The organism is Sphingomonas quercus, from assembly GCF_018863195.1.
Taxonomy (GTDB): Bacteria; Pseudomonadota; Alphaproteobacteria; order Sphingomonadales; family Sphingomonadaceae; genus Solisphingomonas; species Solisphingomonas quercus.
The window spans coordinates 413741-435470 of sequence record NZ_JAHKRT010000002.1; the positions used below are offsets into that span (position 1 = coordinate 413741).

Genomic DNA, 21730 nt, shown 5'->3' on the forward strand with positions numbered 1-21730 from the left:
ATGGCCGTCGCCCGCCTCGCGCTCACCGATTTCCGTTCCTATGCCGATGCGCTGATCGCACCGGGCGCCGGCTTCGTCGTTCTCACCGGCGAGAATGGCGCCGGCAAGACCAACGTGCTGGAGGCTGTCTCCCTGTTCGCGCCGGGGCGCGGCCTCAGGGGTGCGGCCCTGTCGGAAATGGCCCGCGGTCAGGGGCCGGGCGGCTTCGCGGTGGCGGCGCGCCTCGACGACGGTACCGAGCTTGGCACGGGCACCCTGGCCACCGCGCCCGAGCGCCGTCAGGTCCGCATCAACGGGGCCGGCGCGGCGGCGGCGGCGCTCGCCCAACGCCTCTCGATATTGTGGCTGACGCCGGCGATGGACCGGCTGTTCGTGGAGGGCGCCGGCGGGCGGCGACGCTTCCTCGATCGGCTCGTTCTCGCCCTCGATCCCGGCCATGCCGCGCATGCCACCCGCTACGAGGCGGCGATGCGCGCGCGCAACCGCCTGCTCGCCGAGCCGGACGGGGCGGACCCCGCCTGGCTCGCCGCGCTCGAAGCGGGCATGGCCGAGCATGGCGAGGCGATGGCGGCGGCGCGCGCCGAGGCGGTGGCGCTGCTTGGCCAGCGCCTCGCCGGCCAGCCGCGCGGGCCGTTCGCCCGCGCCGGCCTTGCGCTGGAGGGTTGGGCGCGCGCGCCACAGGGACTGGCGGCGGAGCTGCGCGCCTCGCGCGGGCGGGACGGGGCGGCGGGGCGCACGCTGGTCGGCCCGCACCGCACCGATCTCGCCGTCACCCATCTCGACAAGGATCAGCCGGCGGCACGCTGCTCGACCGGCGAGCAGAAAGCGCTGCTGCTCGGCCTCGTCCTCGCCCATGCCGATCTCGTCGCCGAGCGCAGCGGCCGGCGGCCGATCGTGCTGCTCGACGAGGTGGCGGCCCATCTCGATCCGTCACGCCGCGCCGCCCTGTTCGATCGCCTTGCCGGCGAGGGCGGCCAGGTGTGGATGACGGGCACGGAGGAAGCGCTGTTCGCCGGGCTTTCCGGCGATGTGACGTGGCTCTCCGTCGCGGGCAGCGCAATCCGTTCCGGCTAGGACCATTTTGCTTGGGTTCGCGCCGCCGAGTCCCTATATCCTCGCCATGGCAAGCACTCCCGAAAGCAATGAATACGGCGCCGATTCCATCAAGGTGCTGAAGGGCCTCGACGCCGTGCGCAAGCGCCCCGGCATGTATATCGGCGATACCGATGACGGCTCCGGCCTCCACCATATGGTGTTCGAGGTTTCCGACAACGCCATCGACGAGGCGCTGGCCGGCCATTGCGACCGGGTGGTGATCACTCTCAACGCCGACGGCTCGGTGTCGGTCGAGGATAATGGCCGCGGCATCCCTACCGGCATCCATGCCGAGGAAGGCGTGTCGGCCGCCGAGGTGATCATGACCCAGCTTCATGCCGGGGGCAAATTCGAGAATGCCTCGGACAGCAACGCCTACAAGGTCTCGGGCGGCCTGCATGGCGTCGGTGTGTCGGTGGTCAACGCGCTCAGCGATTTCCTCGACCTGACGATCTGGCGCGACGGGGAGGAGCATTATATGCGCTTCCGCCGCGGCGATGCCGAGGCGCCGCTGCGCGTGGTCGGCCCGTCCGAGGGCAAGCGCGGCACCCGCGTCACCTTCATGCCGTCGGCCGAGACGTTCAAGATCACCGAATTCGATTTCGAGAAGCTGGAGCACCGCTATCGCGAGCTCGCCTTCCTCAATTCGGGCGTGCGCCTGTTCCTGAACGACGCCCGCCATGCCGAGCCGAAGACGGTGGAGCTTTATTATGAAGGCGGCATCGCGGCCTTCGTGAAGTGGCTGGATCGCGCCAAGACGCCGCTGATCCCGGACCCGATTTCGGTCACCGGCCAGCGCGACGATGTCGGCATCGACGTCGCGCTGGAATGGAATGACAGCTATTATGAGCAGGTCCTCTGCTTCACCAACAACATCCCGCAGCGCGACGGCGGCACCCATCTCGCCGCGTTCCGCGCCGCGCTGACCCGCACGCTCAACAATTATGCGGAGAAGTCGGGCGCGCTGAAGAAGGAGAAGGTCAGCCTCACCGGCGACGACATGCGCGAGGGGCTGACCGCGATCGTCTCGGTGAAGCTGCCGGATCCGAAATTCTCGAGCCAGACCAAGGACAAGCTGGTCTCCTCCGAGGTGCGCCAGCCGCTGGAAGCGCTGATGGCCGACAAGCTTGCGGAATGGCTTGAGGAAAATCCCGCCCATGCCCGCTCGATCGTGCAGAAGATCATCGACGCGGCCGCCGCGCGCGAGGCAGCCCGGCGCGCGCGCGAGCTGACCCGGCGCAAGGGGGTGATGGACATCGCCTCCCTGCCCGGCAAGCTCGCCGACTGTCAGGAGCGCGATCCCGCCAAGTCCGAGCTGTTCCTGGTCGAGGGCGATTCGGCCGGCGGCTCGGCCAAGCAGGGGCGCGATCGCCATTTCCAGGCGATCCTGCCGCTCAGGGGCAAGATCCTCAACGTCGAGCGCGCGCGCTTCGACCGGATGCTGTCGTCGAAGGAAATCGGCACGCTCATCCAGGCGATGGGCACCGGCATCGGTCGCGACGATTTCAACATCGAGAAGCTGCGCTACCACAAGATCGTGATCATGACCGACGCCGATGTCGACGGCGCGCATATCCGCACGCTGCTGCTCACCTTCTTCTACCGGCAGATGCCGGAGATCATCCAGAACGGGCATCTCTTCATCGCCCAGCCGCCGCTCTACAAGGTGAGCAAGGGCCGATCGGAGGTCTATCTCAAGGATAATGCCGCCCTAGACGATTATCTGATCGACGCCGGCCTTTCCGGCGTGGTCCTGGAATCGCCGTCTGGCGCGCGCAGCGGCGTCGATCTGCGCGCGCTGGTCGAGCATGCCCGGCGCATGCGCATGCTGATGGCCTATGTGCCGGGCCGCTATGATCCGGTGGTGGTCGAGGCGCTGGCGCTGGTCGGCGGCTTCGACCCGACGGTGCTGGATCGCTCGGCCGCGGCCGAGCGCGTTGCCGGCTGGCTCGGCCGGGCCGATGCCGAGGCGAGCTGGTCGGCCGAGATCGGGCCGGATGGCGGCTATCACCTCAAGCGCCTGTGGCGCGGCGTCACCGATCATCACCTCGTCGATGCCGGTTTCGTCGGCTCCGCCGAGGCGCGCAAGCTGCACGGCCTGGCCGGCGAGCAGGCGGAATCCTACGCCGTCGTCGCCCGCCTCATCACCCAGAAGCAGGCCGAGCGCGGGGACGAGGAGGAGGCGCCTGTCGCCGACGCGCGCGGCACGTTGATCGCGCGTCCGTCGCAATTGCTCGACGCGGTGCTGGCCGCCGGCCGCAAGGGCCTCGCCATATCCCGCTACAAGGGGCTGGGCGAGATGAACGCCGACCAGCTGTGGGAGACGACGCTCGATCCCGCCAACCGCTCGATGCTGAGGGTCGAGGCGGTGCAGGCCGATCTCGCCGACGAGATTTTCACCCGGCTGATGGGCGACGTCGTGGAGCCGCGCCGCGAGTTCATCCAGGAGAATGCGCTGTCCGTCGCCAATCTCGACGTGTGAGGGGGGCGCCGGTCGCCGGTGACCGGGGCGCGACATGTCGCTGGGCATAAGCCTGATCGTTCTGCTCGCCGCGGTGCTGCACGCGAGCTGGAATGCGCTGCTCCGCGCCGGCGAGGACCGGCTCTGGTCGATCACGGTTATGTGCATCGCCATCGCCCTGGTCTGCGCGGCGCTGGTCCCGTTCGTCGACGTCCCGGCCGCGGCGAGCTGGGGGTGTGTGGTCACCTCTGCCCTGCTGCATGTCGGCTACAATCTCTTCCTGGTGCGGACCTATCGCAGCGGCGACCTCGGCCAGACCTATCCCATCTCGCGGGGAAGCTCGCCCCTCCTCGTCACGCTGGGCGCGGCGCTGTTCGTGGGCGAGCTGCCCGATGCGGCCAGCATGGCGGGGGTCGCGCTCATATCCGGCGGGATCATATCGCTCGCCTTCCAGGGCCAGCGGCGCGAGCGCGGCATCGGCACCCTCCCTTATGCTCTGGGCACCGGCTGCTTCATCGGCGCCTATAGCGTCACCGACGGCATCGGCGTGAGGCTCTCCGGTGCGCCGCTCGGCTATACGCTATGGATGTGCATGCTGTGGGGGCTGATGGCGCCGCTGGCCTATGCCGTTGCACGCGACTGGCGCTCGCTGGTGCGAGGTCCGCGCGAAACCGCCATGGCGGCGGTCGGCGGGGTCGTCTCGCTCGTCGCCTATGGTATCGTCATCTTCGCCATGTCGCTCGGTCCGATGGGGCCGGTCTCCGCACTTCGCGAAAGCAGCGTCGTATTCGCTGCGCTGATCGGACGGCTGTTCCTGGGCGAGCGGCTGTCCGTCTATCGCATCGGCGCGTGCCTCGTCGTGGTGGCCGGGGCGCTGCTGATCGGTCATGGAGAAGGAGGCCGGCCGGCCCGCCTATCGCCGGGCGCGGCGACGACCCCTTCGGCAAGGGCGCCGGCGTCTGGCGATGGGGGAAAGTCGTTCTGAACGATCGATGTCGGATTTCTTTACGCCTCCGTGTCGATTCAGCGCGTTCTTAACCTTGATTAGTTCGGGAATCCGGCATTTCGCCGAACATGGCACGGAATATGCTTCATCCTGGCGTCTGTAGTTGACCGGGGTGGATGACATGAAGACTTTTGCGATACCAGTTCTTGCGGCGGTTGCCGCAGCGTCGATGCTCGGCGGTACGGCCAGCGCCGCTGCGCCGACCAAGTGCGACACGACGGGCGTCGCCACGCTCGCCGATCTGTCGGTGACCGGCGGCACGGTGGTCGGCGTGTGCGGGTTCTTCGACAAGAACAAGGTCGGCGACGCCGACACCATCGATTTCGCGCTCGATCAGCTGGGCCTCGCCTATGACGGCACGTCGCTGTCGCATATCGCCAGCAATTACAGCGCCGCCGGCACCAGCTTCCTCAGCGACCTCGGCGTGAGCGCGCTCTACGGCGATATCTATGTCGCTTTCCACACCGGCGCCGCGGCACCGTGGGGCAACAGCACCGCCTTCTTCCACATTGTCGCTGGGCCCGGCGGCGTCACCGCGATCGTGCCGAACACGAACGGTCTGGCCCTGTCCAACGCGACCCTGTTCGACGCCAGCCTGACGCCCCCGACGAGGCCGTCGGTGCCTGAGCCTGCGACCTGGGCCATGATGCTGATCGGCTTCGGCATGATCGGTTTCGCGCTGCGCGATCGCCGGACATCGCTCGCCGCCTGATCCGGATCGGGGGCCTTCCCGCGGAGGCCCCCGGCCCTGGGAACCGCATCGCCGCGGCGGAGTTTTCCGCACCGGAGGAGCGGGGCCGGGCCGAAGCCGTGGACGATGGGTCCATGCGCGTCGACAGCCTCATCCGATGTCCGGAGCAGCTGTTGATGAGCGACCCTTACGATCATTCGCCCGAAGCGGGCTATCTCTACAATCGTGCCGAACAGGAATTGAACCAGGCCCAGCAGGCCATTCACCCGGCTGCGGTGAAGGCTCATTATCTGCTCGCGGGCTATTATCTCGATCGCGTCTATGGCTCGCCGGAGTCGGCTTCCGCCCCGCCGATCGCGTCTTACACCGCCTCCTCGACGGGGAGCGAGACGGCGAGCGGGCTGGAATAAGGAGCGCCGGGGCCGATCTCGTCGAGCGCTCGCTCGATGCGGGCGATGAGCTGGTCCTTCTCGGCCGCGGAGAGCGGCCCGGACCGGCCCCGGGCCCACAGCTCCGCCGCCTCGGGATTCGCCATCCAGCGGACGCGATCAAGGATCGCGGACAGCCTCGTCGAAAACGGCTCCACCTCGCTCAAGTCCCTCTCCCCGGCTGCGAAGGCCGCCATCTTTAGGCGGGCGAACCTTGATCCTTGCTGTCCGGGATTGCAGCGCGGGGCCGGCTCAGGCGGGCGGCGCGGGGCGGGCGTCGCGTGCCGCCTGCGCGCGGCGATTGGCCTGCGAGACGCTGCCGACCTGGCGGCCGGGGATATGGGATTTGCCCCGCCGGTTCGGGCGCGGTCTCGGGTCGGGCGCGGGCGCGGGCGAGGGGGAGGGTGCCGGCCGCAGCCATTGCTCGCCCGTCTTGCGCAACGCCAGCGCCCGGCGGGCGCCGTCGCCGATCACCGCCCGCGCCGTCATCCGGGCGAGGCGGCTGGCCTCGGCGTTCACCCGCTTCAAAGCCTGGGCGAACAGCTGCCGGCGCCGGCCGGGATGATCGGCGAGGCCCGGAAAGCTGCCGCCACGCGGTTCGGCCTTGCCGCGAATCTCGCGCATCTTGTGGTGGAGGAGCGTACGCTCGCGGTCGCGCAGCGCGCGCAGCCGCCGGCGCAGCTCGTGGAGCGCGTCGAGGCCATGCTCGTAAATGGCCGGATGGTGGGTGGTGCGGACCAGCTGCTGCTCGTCATGGCTGAGCAGCCGCGCTTCGGTCCTGCGGGATGCGGACATGGTCGGTCTCCTACCCGGCTTGGCGGCAGGATAGCGAATGATCTGCGTCCCTATCTTCTTGAATTAGCGCCAGTTCGGCGCAAATCGTCAGGCCAGCGGATAGCGTGCGACCACCTCATAGGCGGCACCATCGGTGCCGAGATGGCTTTCGTACAGGCAGAAATCCTCGGCGTCGAAAGGGCCGATCGTGGCACCGGCGCTCGCCACGAAGCCGCCGATATCGCCGGCGTGGGCGCCGAATCGGGCGAGCGTGACATGCGGCAGATAGGCCCGCCCCTCCGGCTCCAGCCCGACCCGGACCAGCGCCTGGTCGATCTTGTTGTGAAGCTGGGTGAGCGCCGCCTGCGGTCGCGCGCCGATCCACAGGCTGTCGATGCGGCCGCGCCGATCGAACTGGCCGATGCCCTCCAGCGTCACGGCGATCGGCGCGTGATGGACGGTGCCGAGAGCGGCGGCGGCATCCTCGGCGCGGTGACGATCGAGCTCGCCGATGAAGCGCAAGGTCAAATGGAGCTGCGCGTCCGACTGCCAGCGCGCGCCGATGATCCCGCCCATCAGCGCGAGAAGCCGGGCGCGAATCGGCCGCGGCGGCTGGATGGCGACGAACAGGCGATGCATGGCGGACGTGGTCCCTTCGGGTCTGTTCGGGAATGCGCGGGAGGCGCGCACTCCCGAACGCGATTCGCAGCCTACCGCCTTTCCGGACAGTGGCCAGCCCACCGCCGGTGAGGCGGGATTGTTACGCTTTGTTTCCGGCGGATATATGCATTGGGCCACCGGCTTGAATTAAGACCCCCTATGTCCGATATTGGCGGTACCGGCGCTGTCGCCGGGGAAGGAGTTTTTTCGACGATGGCTAACTGGTCTGACCCCCGCACGACGTCCGCCGTGCCGCGCTCCGCGGGCTCCGCCCGCGAGGCCGCGTTTGACGCGGGGCTGCGGTCGTACATGCTGTCGATCTACAACTATATGGCTTCGGGCGTGCTGCTCACCGGCATCGTCGCGCTGCTCTTCGCCAGTTCGGGCTATGCCCAGCAGGTGATGGTGACGCCGCTGCGCTGGGTGATCATCCTCGCGCCGCTGGCGTTCGTGATGGTGCTGAGCTTCGGCATCCAGCGTTTGCAGGAATCGACCGCCAAGCTGCTGTTCTGGCTGTTCGCGGTGGCGATGGGCCTCAGCCTGTCGACGCTGTTCCTGGTCTATACCGGCCAGTCGATCGCGACGACCTTCTTCGCGACGGCGGCGGCGTTCGGCGGCCTCAGCCTGTGGGGCTACACCACCAAGCGTGATCTGTCGGGCTTCGGCACCTTCCTGATCATGGGCGTGGTCGGCCTGCTCATCGCCAGCCTGATCAACCTCTTCCTGCAGTCGTCCGCGCTGCAGATGATGGTGAGCTTCCTGGGCGTGCTGCTCTTCGCGGGGCTGACCGCCTATGACACGCAGAAGCTGAAGAGCCTCTATTTCCAGGTCGCCGGCACCAGCTTTATGGGCAAGTCGGTGATCATGGGCGCGCTGACGCTCTATCTCGACTTCGTGAACATGTTCACCTTCCTCCTCCAGTTCATGGGCGACCGCCGCTAAGCGGCTTTCCCCGGACGGGACAAGGCGGCCCGGCGGAGCGATCCGCCGGGCCTTTTCTTTCGGCTAGATCGCCGCCTGCATGAACACCACGTCCACCCAGCGGCCGAACTTGAAGCCGGCCTCGTCGAGCCGGCCCGCGTCGGTGAAGCCGAAGCGCCGGTGAAGCGCGATCGAGCCCAGATTGGCGCTGTCGCCGATCACCGCGATCATCCGGCGGAAGCCCGCCGCCCGCGCCGCCGGGATCAGCGCGGCCATCAGCGCCGCGCCGACGCCCGCGCCCATCGCGCCCGGCGCGACATAGACCGAATCCTCGCAGGCATAGCGATAGGCGGCGCGGTCGCGGAACTGGGCAGCATAGGCATAGCCGATCACCGCCCCGTCCGCGTCCGTCGCCACCAGCCAGGGCCAGCCGCGCGCCGCGACCGCCGCGAAGCGCCCGCCCATCCCGGCAGCGTCCGGGGGCACCTCCTCGAAAGTGCCGGTGCCGTGCAGCACATGATGAGCGTAGATGGCGGCGATCGCTGCGACATCGTCGGCCGTCGCCGCCCGGATGGTGGCCGCCTCCGTCACCTGGCCGGCATCGCGGCATCGTCCAGCGCCGCCGCGCGCAGCGCCGCCGGGCGATCCTTCACCCGGTCATGAAAGGCGTGGAAGGCCGGCCGGTCCTCGATCGACTTGAAGGCGAGGCCGAAGCCGAGATGGCTGCCGATATAGAGATCGGCGGCGGTGAAGCGGTCGCCTGCCAGCCAGCCGCCGCGGCCATTCGCCTCGGACACGGCCTGATCCAGCGTCTCCATCACCTGCGCGAAGCTGCCATAGCCCATCATCCGCTCCCGCTCGGCCGGCACGGTAATACCGAGGGCGTGGTTGCTGACCGCCGCCTCGACCGGGCCGGCGCCGAAGAACAGCCAGCGATAATAGGCGCCACGCTCCGCCGAGCCGGGCGCGGGCGCCAGCCCGGCTTCGGGAAAGGCGTCGGCGAGATAGGCGCAGATCGCGGCGCATTCGGTGACGACGGCGTCGCCATGGCGGATCGCCGGCACCTTGCCCATCGGGTTGACCGCCAGATATTCGGGCGACTTCATCGTCGTGCCATAATCGAGCAGCACCGTGTCATAGGGCTGTCCGGTCTCCTCCAGCATCCAGCGGATCATGCGTCCGCGCGACATGGGGTTGGTGTAGAATGTCAGTCCGGCCATCGTCCCTCTCCCTCATCCGACTCGACGGGAACGGATTAGGAACAAATTCCCCGGTCAGGCAAGCCGCTGATTGAAGAAGGCGATGGTGCGATCCCAGGCGAGGCGCGCGGCAGCGGCGTCATAGCCGGACGCCTCCGCGTCGTCGAAGGCGGCGGCGACGCCCGGGTAGAAATAGGCCGTCACTTCCTTGCCGGCGCGTTGCAGCGCCTTCACCCACGCCTCGCCGGATCTGTTGGCGCGCGCATCCAGCCCGGCGAGATGCAGCATCATCGGTGCCGAAACCCTGGTGGCCTCCGCGGCACTGGGCGCCGGGCCGTAATAGGCGACCCCGCCGCGCAGCGTCCGGCCGGCGACCACGGCGACGCGGCTGGCCATGGTGCCGCCCCATGAAAAGCCCATCACCCCGATCGCGCCGGAGGTACGCCTTTCGCGCGTCAGCCAGCGCATCACGCCGACCACATCGAGGGCGGCGCCGGCCGGATCAAGCGTGGCGGCAAGCGCGCGCGCCTGACCCTCGTCGGCCGGAGTCCCGCCCGCCGGCGACAGCAGATCGGGCGCGAAGGCCGCGAAGCCTTCCAGCGCCAGCCGCCGCGCCACGTCGCGGATCGACGGCGTCAGTCCGCGGTCGTCATGGATGACGATCACGCCCGGCCGGCGATCGCCGCCGAATTTCTGCTGCACGAAATAGCCGCGCGTCTCGCGGCTGCCGGGCTCGGAGGCGGTGACATATTGCGCGTCGAGCCGATCATCCTCCTCGGGCACGATCAGGGCTGCGGCATGGGCGGGGGCCAGGGCGCCGAGCAGTTCGGCCGCGACGGCGCCGCCCGCCAGTCGGGTAAGACCGGCGATGAAGGCGCGACGGCGCATGTCGGACTCGGTCACAGACAGTCTCCCCCCCCAACGCCACATGAGAGCGGCGCGAGGATAGCGCCGCCGCCGGTGGCGACAAGCGCCCCGCCCGTCGTATCGGCCATAAAACGACGGAAACCCGCCATTAATGCCATCCGTTGAAGATTTGCTTTCCGAAGCAGGAGGGCGAATCCGCAAGGAGAAAGAGGATGACCGAGCAGAAGCAAGGCGGCGGCAGCGCCAGCCAGGACCGGCAGGACGCCGGCCGCCAGCAGCAGCAGGGCCAGCAGAATCTGAACCGCCAGCAGAACCAGCAGCGCAGCGGTCAGCAGCAGCCGCAGAGCGGCCGCGACCAGCTTCGCGATCGCGACCAGCAGGAGCGCTGACCCGGCACGCGAGGGGTGGAAGCTCTCGCATCAGGGCGTCCCGGCCAGGCCGGGGCGCCCTTGTCCTGTGTGAAGCCACCCGTCGCCCCACCCCCCGGCCCGGCATCCACCCGGCCATGACTGCCGGGCGGCTGGCGAGGCATGGACGCTGAATCAGTTCGGGAAGACAGGCAATGGCGGGGAGGGCCGGCGGTCGCTCCTCACCGTGAACGACAACGGGCCCGCCTCCACCGGGAGACGGGCCCGTCGTTTCACCCACTAACCTATGCCTTGACCTTCGGCTTCGTCTTGCGCTTGCCGGCCTTGGGCGCGGCGCCGACGATCTCGAAGGCGAGCGCGTTGTCCTTGACGTGCACCTTGACCTCGCCGCCATGGACGAGCTTGCCGAACAGCAGCTCCTCGGCCAGCGGCTGCTTCACCTTCTCCTGGATCAGGCGGCCCATCGGCCGCGCGCCATAGAGCTTGTCATAGCCGCGCTCCGTCAGCCACGTCTTGGCCTCGTCGTCGAGCGCGATGTGCACCTCGCGGTCGGCGAGTTGCAGCTCGAGCTGGAGGATGAACTTCTCGACGACGCGGTTGATCACTTCGGTCGGCAGATAGCCGAACGGCACGATCGCATCGAGGCGGTTGCGGAACTCCGGCGTGAACATCTTCTTCACGGCCTCCTCGTCCTCGCCCTCGCGGGTGAGGTTGCCGAAGCCGAGCGATTCACGCGCCATGTCGGCGGCGCCGGCATTGGTCGTCATGATCAGGATGACGTTGCGGAAATCGACCGTCTTGCCGTGGTGATCGGTGAGCTTGCCGTTGTCCATCACCTGCAACAGGATGTTGAACAGGTCCGGATGGGCCTTCTCGATCTCGTCGAGCAGCAGCACGCAATGCGGATGCTGGTCGATGGCGTCGGTGAGCAGGCCGCCCTGATCATAGCCGACATAGCCCGGCGGCGCGCCGATCAGCCGGCTGACCGAATGGCGCTCCATATATTCGGACATGTCGAAGCGCTGGAGCGGGATGCCCATGATCTGCGCCAGCTGGCGGGCGACCTCCGTCTTGCCGACGCCGGTGGGGCCGGAGAACAGATAATTGCCGATCGGCTTGTCGGGATCGCGCAGACCCGCACGGCTGAGCTTGATCGCCGAGGACAGCACCTCGATCGCCTTGTCCTGCCCGAACACCACCCGCTTGAGGTCGGTATCGAGCGAGGCCAGCGCCTTGGTGTCGTCCGACGACACGGACTTGGGCGGGATGCGCGCCATGGTGGCGATCACCGCCTCGATCTCCTTCTGGGTGATCACCTTCTTGCGCTTGGACGGCACCACCAGCATCTGCATCGCGCCGACCTCGTCGATCACGTCGATCGCCTTGTCGGGCAGCTTGCGGTCGTTGATGTAGCGCGCCGACAGCTCCACGGCCGACTTGATCGCGTCGGGCGTGTAGCGGACATGGTGATGCTCCTCGAAGGCGGAGCGCAGCCCGGTGAGGATCTTCACCGTATCCTCGATCGTCGGCTCGTTGACGTCGATCTTCTGGAAGCGGCGGAGAAGCGCACGGTCCTTCTCGAAATGGTTGCGGAATTCCTTGTAGGTGGTCGATCCGATGCAGCGGATGGTGCCCCCCGACAGCGCCGGCTTGAGCAGGTTGGACGCATCCATCGCCCCGCCGGAAGTCGCGCCGGCGCCGATCACGGTGTGAATCTCGTCGATGAACAGCACGGCATGGGGCAGCTTCTCGAGTTCCGTCACGACCTGCTTCAGCCGCTCCTCGAAATCGCCGCGGTAGCGCGTGCCGGCGAGCAGCGCGCCCATGTCGAGCGAGTAGATCACCGCCTCCTTGAGCACCTCGGGCACGTCGCCCTCGATGATCTTGCGCGCCAGCCCTTCGGCGATGGCGGTCTTGCCGACGCCGGGATCGCCCACATAGAGCGGGTTGTTCTTGGACCGGCGGCAGAGGATCTGCACGGTGCGGTCGACCTCGGCGGTGCGGCCGATCAGCGGATCGACGCGGCCGTCCCGGGCCTTCTCGTTGAGATTGACGGTGAACTGCTTGAGCGCGCTCTCGCCCTTCTGCTTGGGCTCGCCCTTGGTCGGCTTCTCCTCGTCGGAACCCTTCACCTCGCGCGTCTCCGTGGGCTGCCCGCCCTTGCCGACGCCGTGGCTGATATAGCTGACGGCATCGAGGCGGCTCATATCCTGCTGCTGCAGGAAATAGACGGCATAGCTCTCCCGCTCGCTGAACAGCGCGACGAGGACATTGCCGCCCGTCACCTCCTCGCGGCCGGAGGACTGGACATGCAGGATGGCGCGCTGGACGACGCGCTGGAAACCCGAGGTCGGCGAGGGATCGGCCTCGCCCTCGACCTTCAGCGCGTCGAGCTCGGTGTCGAGATAAAGCGACACCGCCTCCTTCAGCTCGGCGAGGTCGACGCCGCACGCCGTCATCACCTTGGAGGCATGCTCGTCGCCGCACAGCGCGAGCAGGAGGTGCTCGAGGGTGGCATATTCATGGCGGCGCTGGCTGGCGGCCGACAGCGCATTATGGAGAGTGGTTTCGAGTTCGCGGGCGAATGAAGGCATCTAAATCAATACTCCTTCGGGCGAAGCCCGGGGGCGGCCCTTTTCCCGACCTATGTCGGGTGCCGCCGGCCGTTCATCAAGCGCTGGTGCCGCCCTGCCAGTGGAGCCTGGATCAAGGGTGCGCCATCGACTCATCTCTTGAATAACGCCTCGGCGCTTGCGCGGTGGTTAACGGCGCCCTCGGCATGAGCGCGGCAGCGCGCGATTTCCGCTTCCAGCGCGGCGATGCGGGCGCGCAGCTCGGCCACCGACAGCGGATCGAGGTCCTGCCGGCCCAGCGCCGCCAGCGGATCGTCCACGCGCCGCGGCAGAAGATCGTCCGAATCCATGGAGACAGCGTTGACCGGACAGGCCCTCAAGTCAATAAACCGCGCGCCGGGGCCGGTGACGAGGAGGCTTATGACGCCGAAGACCATGCTGGCCATTGATCCTGCCACCTCCGGCGGGCCGGAACTGCTCGTGCCAGTGACGCGCGACGTGCCCGTGCCCGGCGAGAACGAGGTGCTGATCCGCGTCGCCGCCGCCGGCGTCAACCGGCCGGACCTGTTGCAGCGCCAGGGGCGCTATCCGCCGCCGCCGGGCGCGCCCGCGATCCTCGGGCTGGAGCTGGCCGGCACGATCGTCGCCGCCGGCCCGCGCATGGGCGGGGGCCTGATCGGCGAGCGGGTCTGCGCGCTGGTCGCCGGCGGCGCCTATGCGGAATATGCGGTGGCGCCGGTCGGCCAGTGTCTGCCGGTGACGGACGGGCTGGCGATGATCGAGGCGGCGGCGCTTCCCGAGACACTGTTCACGGTATGGGTCAACCTGTTCGAGCGCGCTTATGCCGGCGACGGCGAATCGGTGCTGGTGCATGGCGGCACCAGCGGCATCGGCACGATGGCCATCGCGCTCGGGCGCCTGTTCAACCTGAGGGTGATCGTCACCTGCGGCACGGATGAAAAATGCGAGCGCGCGCTGGCCCTCGGCGCGGCCCATGCGATCAACTACAACACCACTGACTTCGTCGATGCGGTGCGCGCCGCCACCGGCGGGCGCGGCGTCGACATCGTGCTGGACATGATCGGCGGCGATTATCTGTCCCGCAACCTCGCGGTGCTCGCAGAGGATGGCCGCCATGTCTCGATCGCGGTGCAGCGCGGCGCCACCGCCGAGCTGCCCATCCTGGAGGTGATGCGCCGTCGGCTGACGCTGAGCGGCTCGACGCTCCGGGCTCGCGCAAACGAGTTCAAGGCGCTGGTCCGCGACGAGCTGATGCGCACCGTCTGGCCGCATGTCGCGGCGGGCCGGCTGCGCCCGGTGATCGACCGCGTCCTCCCGCTCGCCGAGGCTCCGGCGGCCCATGCCCGGCTGGAAAGCGGCGAGCATGTCGGCAAGGTGGTGTTGCGGATCGGCGAGGACGCCGATGGATAAGGGGGTGGAATGGAAAAGCTGATTCTCCACGAGGACCCGATCTCGGGCAATTGCTACAAGATCAGGCTCGTCGCCGCGCATCTCGGCCTGCCGCTGGAGCGGCGCGCCTACGATATCCGCAAGGGCGAGACGCGCACGCCGGAATTTCTCGCCGGCGTCAGCGCCAATGGCCGCATCCCGGTGCTCCAGGTCGGCGACCGCTTTCTGGCGGAGAGCGGCGCGGCCTGCTGGTATCTCGCGGAAGGCTCGCCGCTGATCCCCGCCGATCGGTTCGAGCGGGCGGACATGCTGCACTGGATGTTCTTCGAGCAATATCATCACGAGCCCAATGTCGCGACGTTGCGCTTCTGGCTCGGCATCATCGGCGAAGGCGGGCTGAGCGATGCCCAGCGCGCCGCGGTGCCGGGGAGGCGGGCCGCCGGCGAGGCGGCGCTCGCGCTGATGGACGCGCATCTCGCCGGCCATGATTTCTTCGTCGGAGGCGGGCCGAGCCTCGCCGACATCGCGCTCTATGCCTATACCCATGTCGCCGACGAAGGCGGCTTCGCGCTCGAACATTATCCTCATCTCGGCCGCTGGCTGGGGAGGATGGCGGCGCTGCCCGGCCATATCCCGATGGAAGAATAGCCTGATCTTCTTGCCTTCGGACCGCAGCGGGACTAAATCTCGGTGCAACATCAGGCCGTCCCGCTGGGGCGGCCCTTTCTTTATCCGGAGACTTTCCATGGCCCAGCCGCTTATGCCCCACGCCACCGCGTCGTGGCTGGTCGACAACACCTCGCTCAGCTTCGAGCAGATCGCGGCCTTTTGCGGCCTCCACATCCTCGAGGTGCAGGCCATCGCCGACGATACTGCGGCGACCAAGCTCACCGGCCGCGACCCGGTCCGCGCGCACGAGCTGACCATGGACGAGATTGAGAAGGGCCAGCGCGATCCGAAATATCGCCTCGTCATGCAGAAGGGGCCGGAGCCGGTGCGCCGCACCAAGGGGCCGCGCTACACGCCGGTTTCCAAGCGCCAGGACAAGCCCGACGGCATCGCGTGGATCATCCGCAATCATCCCGAGGTGTCGGATGGCCAGATCGGCAAGCTGATCGGCACCACTCGCACGACCATCGCCGCGATCCGCGACCGCACCCATTGGAACATCGCCAACATCGTGCCCAAGGACCCGGTGACGCTCGGCCTGACCAGCCAGCGCGAGCTTGACGCGGTCGTCGCCAAGGCGGCCAAGGCGGCCGGCCTCGAGGCCCCGGTGGACGACCGGCTGGAGGGTGAGCGAGAGGCGCTGATCGGCCAGCTCCGCGCCGAGCGCGAGGCTGCCGCCGGTCGCGGCGCGGCCGTGCCCGGCGCCGAGGACGAGCCCGGCGAGACGCGCAGCTACGCCCTGCCCGAAGGCGTGCAGGATCCGTTCAAGCGCTGACCGGCTGGCTGAAGGGGGCGGTGCCCCCTGAGGACTATTTTGCTGCGCACTCATTTGCTTACGTGAACGTAAGGGGCTAGGCTCGGGCCATGGACCCAGCGCTCCTGTGGCAGACTCATTACGCGCACCCCTTGCCCTGGGCGCAGCAATTCCCGATCCAGTCCGTGCCGGAGATGTTCGCCGCCACCGCGGCGCGAGTGCCGGACGCCGTCGCGATCGACTTCCTCGGCCGCCATTATGATTATGCCGAACTTGCCTCGGGCGTGCGGCGGGTGGCGGCCGGCCTCGCCGCGCTCGGCATCGGCAAGGGCGACCGTATCGGCCTCTATCTGCCGAACGTGCCCCATTATGTGGCGGCCTATTATGGCGCGCTGTCGCTGGGCGCGGTGGTCGTCAATTTCTCGCCGCTTTATTCGGTCGACGAGCTTTGTCATCAGGTCGAGGATTCGGGCGCCCGGCTGCTCTTCACCCTGTCGGCGACGGCGCTGCTCCCCAACGCGCTTGCCGTGCTGGAGCAGACCCGGCTGGAGCGGCTGATCGTCGGATCGGTGGCGGGGGCACTGCCGGCCGCCAAGTCTCTGATCTATCGCCTGTTTCGCAGCGGCGAGACGACGCCCCGCCCGCACGATCCGCGCGTCTGCGCCTTTTCGACGCTGATCGACAATGACGGGGTCTATGCCGCCCCGGCGATCGATCCCGAGGCTGACCTCGCGCTCCTCCAATATACCGGCGGCACCACCGGCATCCCCAAGGGCGCCATGCTCACCCATCAGGCGATCACGGCCAATGCCCGCCAGCAGCGGCTGGTCGATCCGCATGACGGCGAAGTGGACCGGATCATCGGTGTGCTGCCCCTGTTCCACATCTTCGCCAACGCCTGCGTGCTCAACCGCACCGTCCTCGGCGGCGGCGAGATGGTGCTGCTGCCGCGGTTCGAGGCCAAGGCGACGCTGGACGCGATCCAGCGCACGCGCGCCACCGCCTTGCCGGGGGTGCCGACCATGTATCGCGCATTGCTCGATCACCCGGCCTGCGCGCGCACCGATCTGTCGTCGCTGCGCGTGTGCGTGTCGGGCGGCGCGCCGTTGCCCGTGGAGCTGAAGGAGGCGTTCGAGGCGAGCACCGGCGCCGTCCTCGCCGAGGGCTATGGCCTGACCGAGAGCGGCATCGCCGCCGTCAATCCCTATGAGGGGCTGAACAAGAGCGGCACGATCGGCCAGCCGATGCCGGCCACCGCCTTCCGCCTCGTCGATCGCGACGACCCGCATCGCGACGCGCTCGACGGCGAGCCGGGCGAGATCGTCATCAAGGGGCCGCAGATCATGCGCGGCTATTGGAACCGGCCGGAGGCGGCCGCCGACGCCTTCGTCGACGGCTGGCTGCGCACTGGCGACGTCGGGGTCATCGACGAGGACGGCTATGTCCGCATCGTCGACCGGCTGAAGGACATGATCGCGGTCGGCGGCTTCAAGGTCTTCCCCAGCCAGGTCGAACAGATCCTTTATCGTCATCCGGCGGTGCGCGAGGCGATCGTGCTCGGCGTGCCCGACCTTTATCATGGCGAAATGCCGAAGGCTTTCGTGACGCTGAAGCCGGGCGCCACCGCGATCACCGGCGAGGCGTTGCGCGACTGGCTCAATCCGCAGCTCGGCAAGCATGAGCGGGTCGTGGCGGTGGAGGTGCGGCTAAACCTGCCGAAGACGATGATCGGCAAGCTCAGCCGCAAGGAGCTCGCCGCCGAGGAGCTGGCGCGTGCGGCGTCCGGGCTCGCCGCGGACGGCGCCGCGGCAGGCTGAGTTCCGCCCCGATCTGGCACGCCCGCAGATTCGCGGTGCGGTGCGGCGATTCTCCACTAGCTGCGCTGCGGATAGTCACGGAATCTCAACCCGGACGCGCCTAGCAGCGGAGTCGCGCTGCTTTCTGGCGTGGTTCGGGAGATGGCTCCATGTCGCGTCGGTTTCGGCCATTCGCCATGCTGGCTTCGGGATTCACCACCATCGGTATGCTGGTCATCAGTCCGGATGCGCTGCCGCCGGCGGCGGCCGCCGGGCTGCTGCTGCTCGCCGTCGGCCTGCTCGTCGGCGGCATGCGACGCAGCGACAAGGGAGATTCGGTTTCCGCCTGATCCGGCTTGCTTGACCGGCCCCGCGCGCGCCGCCATCAGGGGCGCATGGTAGAGGATGCCACCGGGACCGGGGACGCGACGATCGCGAGCCTTTCATTCGAGGATGCGCTGAAGCGGCTGGAGACGATCGTCCAGCGGCTGGAAAGCGGCGAGGCGAGCCTCGATGAATCGATCACCCTTTATGCCGAGGGCGACGCGCTGCGCGCCCAGTGCGAGCGGCGTCTGGCCGCCGCCCAGGCCCGCATCGAGCGTATCCAGCTTTCGCCCGACGGCCGGCCGACCGGCGTCCAGCCCTTCGACGCGGATTGACCGCCGACGTGACCAGCCCGACCTCGATCGATCTCGCCGCCGCCATGGCGCGCACCGCGCATGAGGTGGACGCGCTGTTCGACGCGCTGCTCGCGCTGCCCGACGATCCGCGTCGCGGCCTCTACGCCGCGATGCGCCATGCTGCCATCGGCGGCGGCAAGCGGCTGCGGCCGCTGCTCGTCGTCGCGGCCTGCGACCTGTTCAAGGTGGATCGCCCGCAGGCGTTGCGCGTCGCCGTCGCCATCGAATGCGTCCACGTCTATTCGCTCATCCATGACGATCTGCCGTGCATGGACGATGACGATCTGCGTCGCGGCAAGCCCACCGTCCACAAGGCATTCGACGAGGCCACCGCGGTGCTGGCGGGCGACGCCCTCCAGACCCTCGCCTTCGAGATTCTCTCCGATCCCGAGACGCATCCCGATCCGTTCGTGCGGATCGAGCTGGTCGCCGAGCTGGCGCGCGCCGCCGGCCCGGCCGGGATGGTCGGCGGGCAGATGATGGATATCGTCGCCGAGTCCGAGACGTTCGACCTGCCCACCACCACGCGGCTGCAGCAGCTCAAGACCGGTGCCCTGATCGGCTTCTGCCTGGAGGCGGGCGGGGTGATGGGCCATGTCTCGCCGGCCGGGCGCACGGCGCTGCGCGGCTATGCGCGCGATATCGGCCTTGCCTTCCAGATCGCTGACGACCTGCTCGACGCAACCGGCGACGAGAGCGTCGCCGGCAAGGCGCTGGGCAAGGATGCCGAGGCCGGGAAGGCGACCTTCGTCTCCCTGCTCGGGGAGGAGCGCGCGCGCACCCAGGCCGGGATGCTGGTCGACCAGGCCATCGCCCATCTCGCCGCCTTCGGCTCCGAAGCGGAGCTGCTGCGCCAGCTCGCCCGCTACATCGTGGAGCGCGACCGATGATGCGCGTCGGCGTCTATCCCGGCACGTTCGATCCCGTCACGCTGGGCCATATGGACATCATCCGGCGCGGCGCGAAGCTGGTCGACCGGCTGGTCATCGGCGTCACGACCAATCCCTCCAAATCGCCGCTGTTCACGCTGGACGAGCGGCTGGCCATGGTCCGCCGCGAGACGGCGTCGGTGGCCGGCGCCGCGATCGAGGTGGTGGCGTTCGACTCGCTGCTGATGGATTTCGCCGACCGGCAGGGCGCCAGCATCATCGTGCGCGGCCTGCGCGCGGTGGCGGACTTCGAGTATGAATATCAGATGGCGGGGATGAACCAGCAGATCAACAACCGCGTCGAGACGGTATTCCTCATGGCCGACGTGGCGCTGCAACCGATCGCGTCGCGGCTGGTGAAGGAGATCGCGCTCTATGGCGGGCCGATCGGCCGGTTCGTGCCGGCCGCCGTCGAGGCGGACGTGGTTGCGCGCGTCGGCCAGATCGGGCGGAAGGGCGAATAAGGCCGTTCAGGCAGCAGCCAAGCGCGGCCGATTACGGGCACCATGAATGAGGCCGGCATGTCAGCGCCGGCGTGAAGGGATGGCTTTCAGGACAATGCGCGTCACGACGATCCTTGCGGGCCTCGGCCTCCTTCTCGCCACCCAGGCGGCGCCGGCCCAACAGCCGGCCGGCCCGCCCAGGCCCACGCCCGAGGAAAAGGCCCAGGACGCGGCGAAGAAGCCGAAAAAGGGCAAGGCGCAGGCGTCGCGCGCCGGCGCCCAGCTTGGGCCCAGCCCGGCCGTGCCGCCGCCGCTGACGCCGGAGGATACCTGGAATCTGGATCTGTCCACCGGCGGCCGCGTCGTCATCCAGCTGCGGCCCGACAAGGCGCCGTTGATGGCGGAGCGCATTCGCGTGCTTACCCGCCGCGGTTTCTACAACGGCCTCACCTTCCATCGCGTCATCGACGGCTTCATGGCCCAGGGCGGCGATCCCAAGGGCGACGGCACCGGCGGCTCGGACCTGCCCGACGTCAAGGCCGAGTTCAACGCGCTGCCCCACGTTCGCGGCGCCGTCGCCGCCGCCCGCTCGGCGGAGGAGAACAGCGCCAACAGCCAGTTCTACATCATGCTCTCGCCCAATTTGCGGCTGGACAACCACTATACCGTGTTCGGGCGGGTCATCTCCGGCATGCAATATGTCGACGCCATCGAGAAGGGCGAGCCCCCGGCCAACCCGTCGCGCATCGTCACCGCGACGATCGGCGCCGAGGCGCCGGCCGCGGTCAGCGCGCCGCCGCCGCCCCCGCCGCTGCCCGTGCCGGCTCCGCCGCCTGCGCCTGCGCCCGCGCCCGCGCCGGTACCGACCCGGCAATAAGGCGCCGGCGCCGTGCGCGTCGATCTGTTCGACTTCGACCTGCCGGCGGAGCGAATCGCCCTCCGCCCCGCCCGCCCGCGCGACGCCGCCCGCCTGCTCGTCGTCGATGAGGGTGGGATGGCGGACCATGTCGTCGCCGAGCTGCCGGCGATGCTGCGACCCGGCGACATGCTGGTGTTCAACGACACCCGCGTCATCCCCGCCCAGCTCGAGGGGCTGCGCGGCGAGGCGCGGATCGGCGCCACCCTCCACAAGCGGACCGGGCTCAGGACGTGGCAGGCCTTCCTCCGCAACGCCCGGCGCGTTCGCGTCGGCGAGACGATCGACTTCGGCCACGGGGTCAGCGCTACCGCGCTCGACAAGGCGGCTGACGGCAGCGTGCTGCTCGCTTTCGACGGCGACGAGCCGGTCGAGCTGCTGCTGGAGCGTGCCGGCCGCATGCCGCTGCCGCCCTATATCGCCCAGAAGCGCGCCACCGACGCCGCCGACGCCGAAGATTATCAGACGATGTTCGCCGACGCCCCCGGTGCCGTCGCCGCGCCGACCGCGGCGCTCCATTTCACCCCGCAGCTGCTGGCGGCGCTCGACGCGGCGGGCATCGCCCATGCCACGCTCACTCTCCATGTCGGCGCCGGCACCTTCCTGCCGGTCAAGGCGGAGGACACCGATGATCATCGCATGCACGCGGAGTGGGGCCGCATCGACGCGGCCACCGCCGATCGCCTCAATGCCGTGCGCAGCGGCGGCGGACGGCTGATCGCGGTCGGCACCACCAGCCTGCGCCTGCTCGAAAGCGCGGCGGGAGAGGATGGCATCATCCGCCCGTTCGAGGGGGACACCTCGATCTTCATCACGCCCGGCTATCGTTTCCGGGCGATCGACGGGCTGATGACCAATTTTCACCTGCCGCGCTCGACCTTGTTCATGCTGGTTTCGGCGCTGATGGGGCGGGAACGGATGCAGGCCGCCTACGCCCACGCCATCGAAAGCGGCTACCGATTCTACAGCTATGGCGATTCGAGCCTGTTGATGCCCTGAATCAAGCTGCTGTATTAGTGTAATAAATCAGGAAAGCGGTGAACCGTGTTCGTTACGCTCTTGCGAGGTTAACGCGACGCATTATTTTTGC

The 21730-nt window shown here is 68.5% G+C and carries 25 protein-coding genes; 17 read left to right on the forward strand and 8 right to left on the reverse strand.

The window, feature by feature from the left end; genetic code table 11:
• The 5 genes from recF (at position 1) to KOF26_RS05160 (ending at position 5663) form a co-directional block, all read left to right on the forward strand.
• A complete protein-coding gene (gene recF, locus KOF26_RS05140; protein WP_216321143.1) occupies positions 1-1074 on the forward strand; it encodes a DNA replication/repair protein RecF in 1074 nt (357 codons plus the stop codon).
• 46 nt (positions 1075-1120) lie between these two features.
• On the forward strand, positions 1121-3577 hold the full coding sequence (gene gyrB / locus KOF26_RS05145) for a DNA topoisomerase (ATP-hydrolyzing) subunit B (protein ID WP_216321145.1): 2457 nt from the start codon (positions 1121-1123) through the stop codon (positions 3575-3577).
• A 34-nt stretch (positions 3578-3611) separates the two neighbouring features.
• Complete coding sequence (locus tag KOF26_RS05150) at positions 3612-4541, forward strand: EamA family transporter (protein ID WP_216321147.1); 930 nt, start codon at positions 3612-3614, stop codon at positions 4539-4541.
• A 190-nt stretch (positions 4542-4731) separates the two neighbouring features.
• On the forward strand, positions 4732-5274 hold the full coding sequence (locus tag KOF26_RS05155) for a PEPxxWA-CTERM sorting domain-containing protein (protein ID WP_216321149.1): 543 nt from the start codon (positions 4732-4734) through the stop codon (positions 5272-5274).
• A gap of 98 nt (positions 5275-5372) precedes the next feature.
• Positions 5373-5663, forward strand: coding sequence for a hypothetical protein (locus tag KOF26_RS05160; protein WP_253201102.1), 291 nt, complete (start codon positions 5373-5375; stop codon positions 5661-5663).
• On the opposite strand, the gene KOF26_RS05165 is transcribed toward KOF26_RS05160, so the two are convergent.
• The 3 genes from KOF26_RS05165 to thpR form a co-directional block, all read right to left on the reverse strand.
• A complete protein-coding gene (locus KOF26_RS05165; protein WP_216321151.1) occupies positions 5615-5848 on the reverse strand; it encodes a hypothetical protein in 234 nt (77 codons plus the stop codon). The genes KOF26_RS05160 and KOF26_RS05165 overlap by 49 nt on opposite strands.
• Before the next feature lie 85 nt (positions 5849-5933).
• Positions 5934-6476: a hypothetical protein gene (locus tag KOF26_RS05170; RefSeq protein ID WP_216321155.1), complete on the reverse strand. Its 543-nt coding sequence runs from the start codon at positions 6474-6476 to the stop codon at positions 5934-5936.
• An 87-nt stretch (positions 6477-6563) separates the two neighbouring features.
• A complete protein-coding gene (gene thpR / locus KOF26_RS05175; protein ID WP_216321158.1) occupies positions 6564-7094 on the reverse strand; it encodes an RNA 2',3'-cyclic phosphodiesterase in 531 nt (176 codons plus the stop codon).
• Positions 7095-7328: 234 nt separating this feature from the next.
• Between thpR and KOF26_RS05180 the strand changes: the two genes are divergently transcribed.
• A complete protein-coding gene (locus KOF26_RS05180) occupies positions 7329-8057 on the forward strand; it encodes a Bax inhibitor-1/YccA family protein (RefSeq protein ID WP_216321160.1) in 729 nt (242 codons plus the stop codon).
• A gap of 63 nt (positions 8058-8120) precedes the next feature.
• Here the strand turns inward: KOF26_RS05180 and KOF26_RS05185 are convergent, their stop codons facing one another.
• Genes KOF26_RS05185 through KOF26_RS05195 form a run of 3 tightly spaced genes read right to left on the reverse strand, consistent with a single transcriptional unit; the run spans position 8121 to position 10138 of the window.
• Positions 8121-8627, reverse strand: coding sequence for a GNAT family N-acetyltransferase (locus KOF26_RS05185; protein WP_216321163.1), 507 nt, complete (start codon positions 8625-8627; stop codon positions 8121-8123).
• A complete protein-coding gene (locus KOF26_RS05190; protein ID WP_216321165.1) occupies positions 8624-9256 on the reverse strand; it encodes a glutathione S-transferase family protein in 633 nt (210 codons plus the stop codon). The genes KOF26_RS05185 and KOF26_RS05190 overlap by 4 nt, the downstream gene beginning before the upstream one ends.
• 54 nt (positions 9257-9310) lie before the next feature.
• Positions 9311-10138 carry a dienelactone hydrolase family protein gene (locus tag KOF26_RS05195; RefSeq protein ID WP_216321168.1) on the reverse strand — a complete coding sequence of 276 codons (828 nt, stop codon included), beginning with the start codon at positions 10136-10138 and terminating at the stop codon, positions 9311-9313.
• Positions 10139-10314: 176 nt separating this feature from the next.
• Here KOF26_RS05195 and KOF26_RS05200 point away from each other — a divergent pair, with 176 nt between their 5' ends.
• The gene (locus KOF26_RS05200) at positions 10315-10491 is read left to right on the forward strand and encodes a hypothetical protein (protein ID WP_216321171.1); all 177 of its coding nucleotides are present in this window, start codon (positions 10315-10317) and stop codon (positions 10489-10491) included.
• Between the two features lie 263 nt (positions 10492-10754).
• Here the strand turns inward: KOF26_RS05200 and clpA are convergent, their stop codons facing one another.
• Both clpA and KOF26_RS05210 read right to left on the reverse strand, forming a co-directional pair.
• Complete coding sequence (clpA, locus tag KOF26_RS05205; protein WP_216321173.1) at positions 10755-13064, reverse strand: ATP-dependent Clp protease ATP-binding subunit ClpA; 2310 nt, start codon at positions 13062-13064, stop codon at positions 10755-10757.
• Between the two features lie 131 nt (positions 13065-13195).
• A complete protein-coding gene (locus tag KOF26_RS05210; protein WP_216321740.1) occupies positions 13196-13393 on the reverse strand; it encodes a DUF1192 domain-containing protein in 198 nt (65 codons plus the stop codon).
• A 70-nt stretch (positions 13394-13463) separates the two neighbouring features.
• Here KOF26_RS05210 and KOF26_RS05215 point away from each other — a divergent pair, with 70 nt between their 5' ends.
• The 10 genes from KOF26_RS05215 (at position 13464) to queA (ending at position 21639) form a co-directional block, all read left to right on the forward strand.
• On the forward strand, positions 13464-14474 hold the full coding sequence (locus KOF26_RS05215; RefSeq protein WP_253201103.1) for an NAD(P)H-quinone oxidoreductase: 1011 nt from the start codon (positions 13464-13466) through the stop codon (positions 14472-14474).
• A 9-nt stretch (positions 14475-14483) separates the two neighbouring features.
• The gene (locus tag KOF26_RS05220; RefSeq protein WP_216321176.1) at positions 14484-15101 is read left to right on the forward strand and encodes a glutathione S-transferase family protein; all 618 of its coding nucleotides are present in this window, start codon (positions 14484-14486) and stop codon (positions 15099-15101) included.
• Positions 15102-15198: 97 nt separating this feature from the next.
• Entirely contained in the window at positions 15199-15897 is a 699-nt protein-coding gene (locus KOF26_RS05225; protein ID WP_253201104.1) for a DUF1013 domain-containing protein, read from the forward strand.
• 89 nt (positions 15898-15986) lie between these two features.
• On the forward strand, positions 15987-17693 hold the full coding sequence (locus tag KOF26_RS05230) for a long-chain-fatty-acid--CoA ligase (RefSeq protein WP_216321179.1): 1707 nt from the start codon (positions 15987-15989) through the stop codon (positions 17691-17693).
• A 149-nt stretch (positions 17694-17842) separates the two neighbouring features.
• Positions 17843-18022: a hypothetical protein gene (locus KOF26_RS05235; protein ID WP_216321182.1), complete on the forward strand. Its 180-nt coding sequence runs from the start codon at positions 17843-17845 to the stop codon at positions 18020-18022.
• Positions 18023-18067: 45 nt separating this feature from the next.
• Positions 18068-18331 carry an exodeoxyribonuclease VII small subunit gene (locus KOF26_RS05240; RefSeq protein WP_216321185.1) on the forward strand — a complete coding sequence of 88 codons (264 nt, stop codon included), beginning with the start codon at positions 18068-18070 and terminating at the stop codon, positions 18329-18331.
• A 44-nt stretch (positions 18332-18375) separates the two neighbouring features.
• Positions 18376-19242 (forward strand): polyprenyl synthetase family protein, encoded by an 867-nt coding sequence (locus KOF26_RS05245; protein ID WP_216321745.1) that lies wholly within the window; start codon positions 18376-18378, stop codon positions 19240-19242.
• Entirely contained in the window at positions 19242-19745 is a 504-nt protein-coding gene (gene coaD, locus KOF26_RS05250; protein ID WP_216321759.1) for a pantetheine-phosphate adenylyltransferase, read from the forward strand. The genes KOF26_RS05245 and coaD overlap by 1 nt, the downstream gene beginning before the upstream one ends.
• A 94-nt stretch (positions 19746-19839) precedes the next feature.
• Positions 19840-20601 (forward strand): peptidylprolyl isomerase, encoded by a 762-nt coding sequence (locus tag KOF26_RS05255; protein ID WP_216321761.1) that lies wholly within the window; start codon positions 19840-19842, stop codon positions 20599-20601.
• A gap of 12 nt (positions 20602-20613) precedes the next feature.
• A complete protein-coding gene (queA, locus tag KOF26_RS05260) occupies positions 20614-21639 on the forward strand; it encodes a tRNA preQ1(34) S-adenosylmethionine ribosyltransferase-isomerase QueA (protein ID WP_216321188.1) in 1026 nt (341 codons plus the stop codon).
• Positions 21640-21730 lie beyond the last annotated feature (91 nt).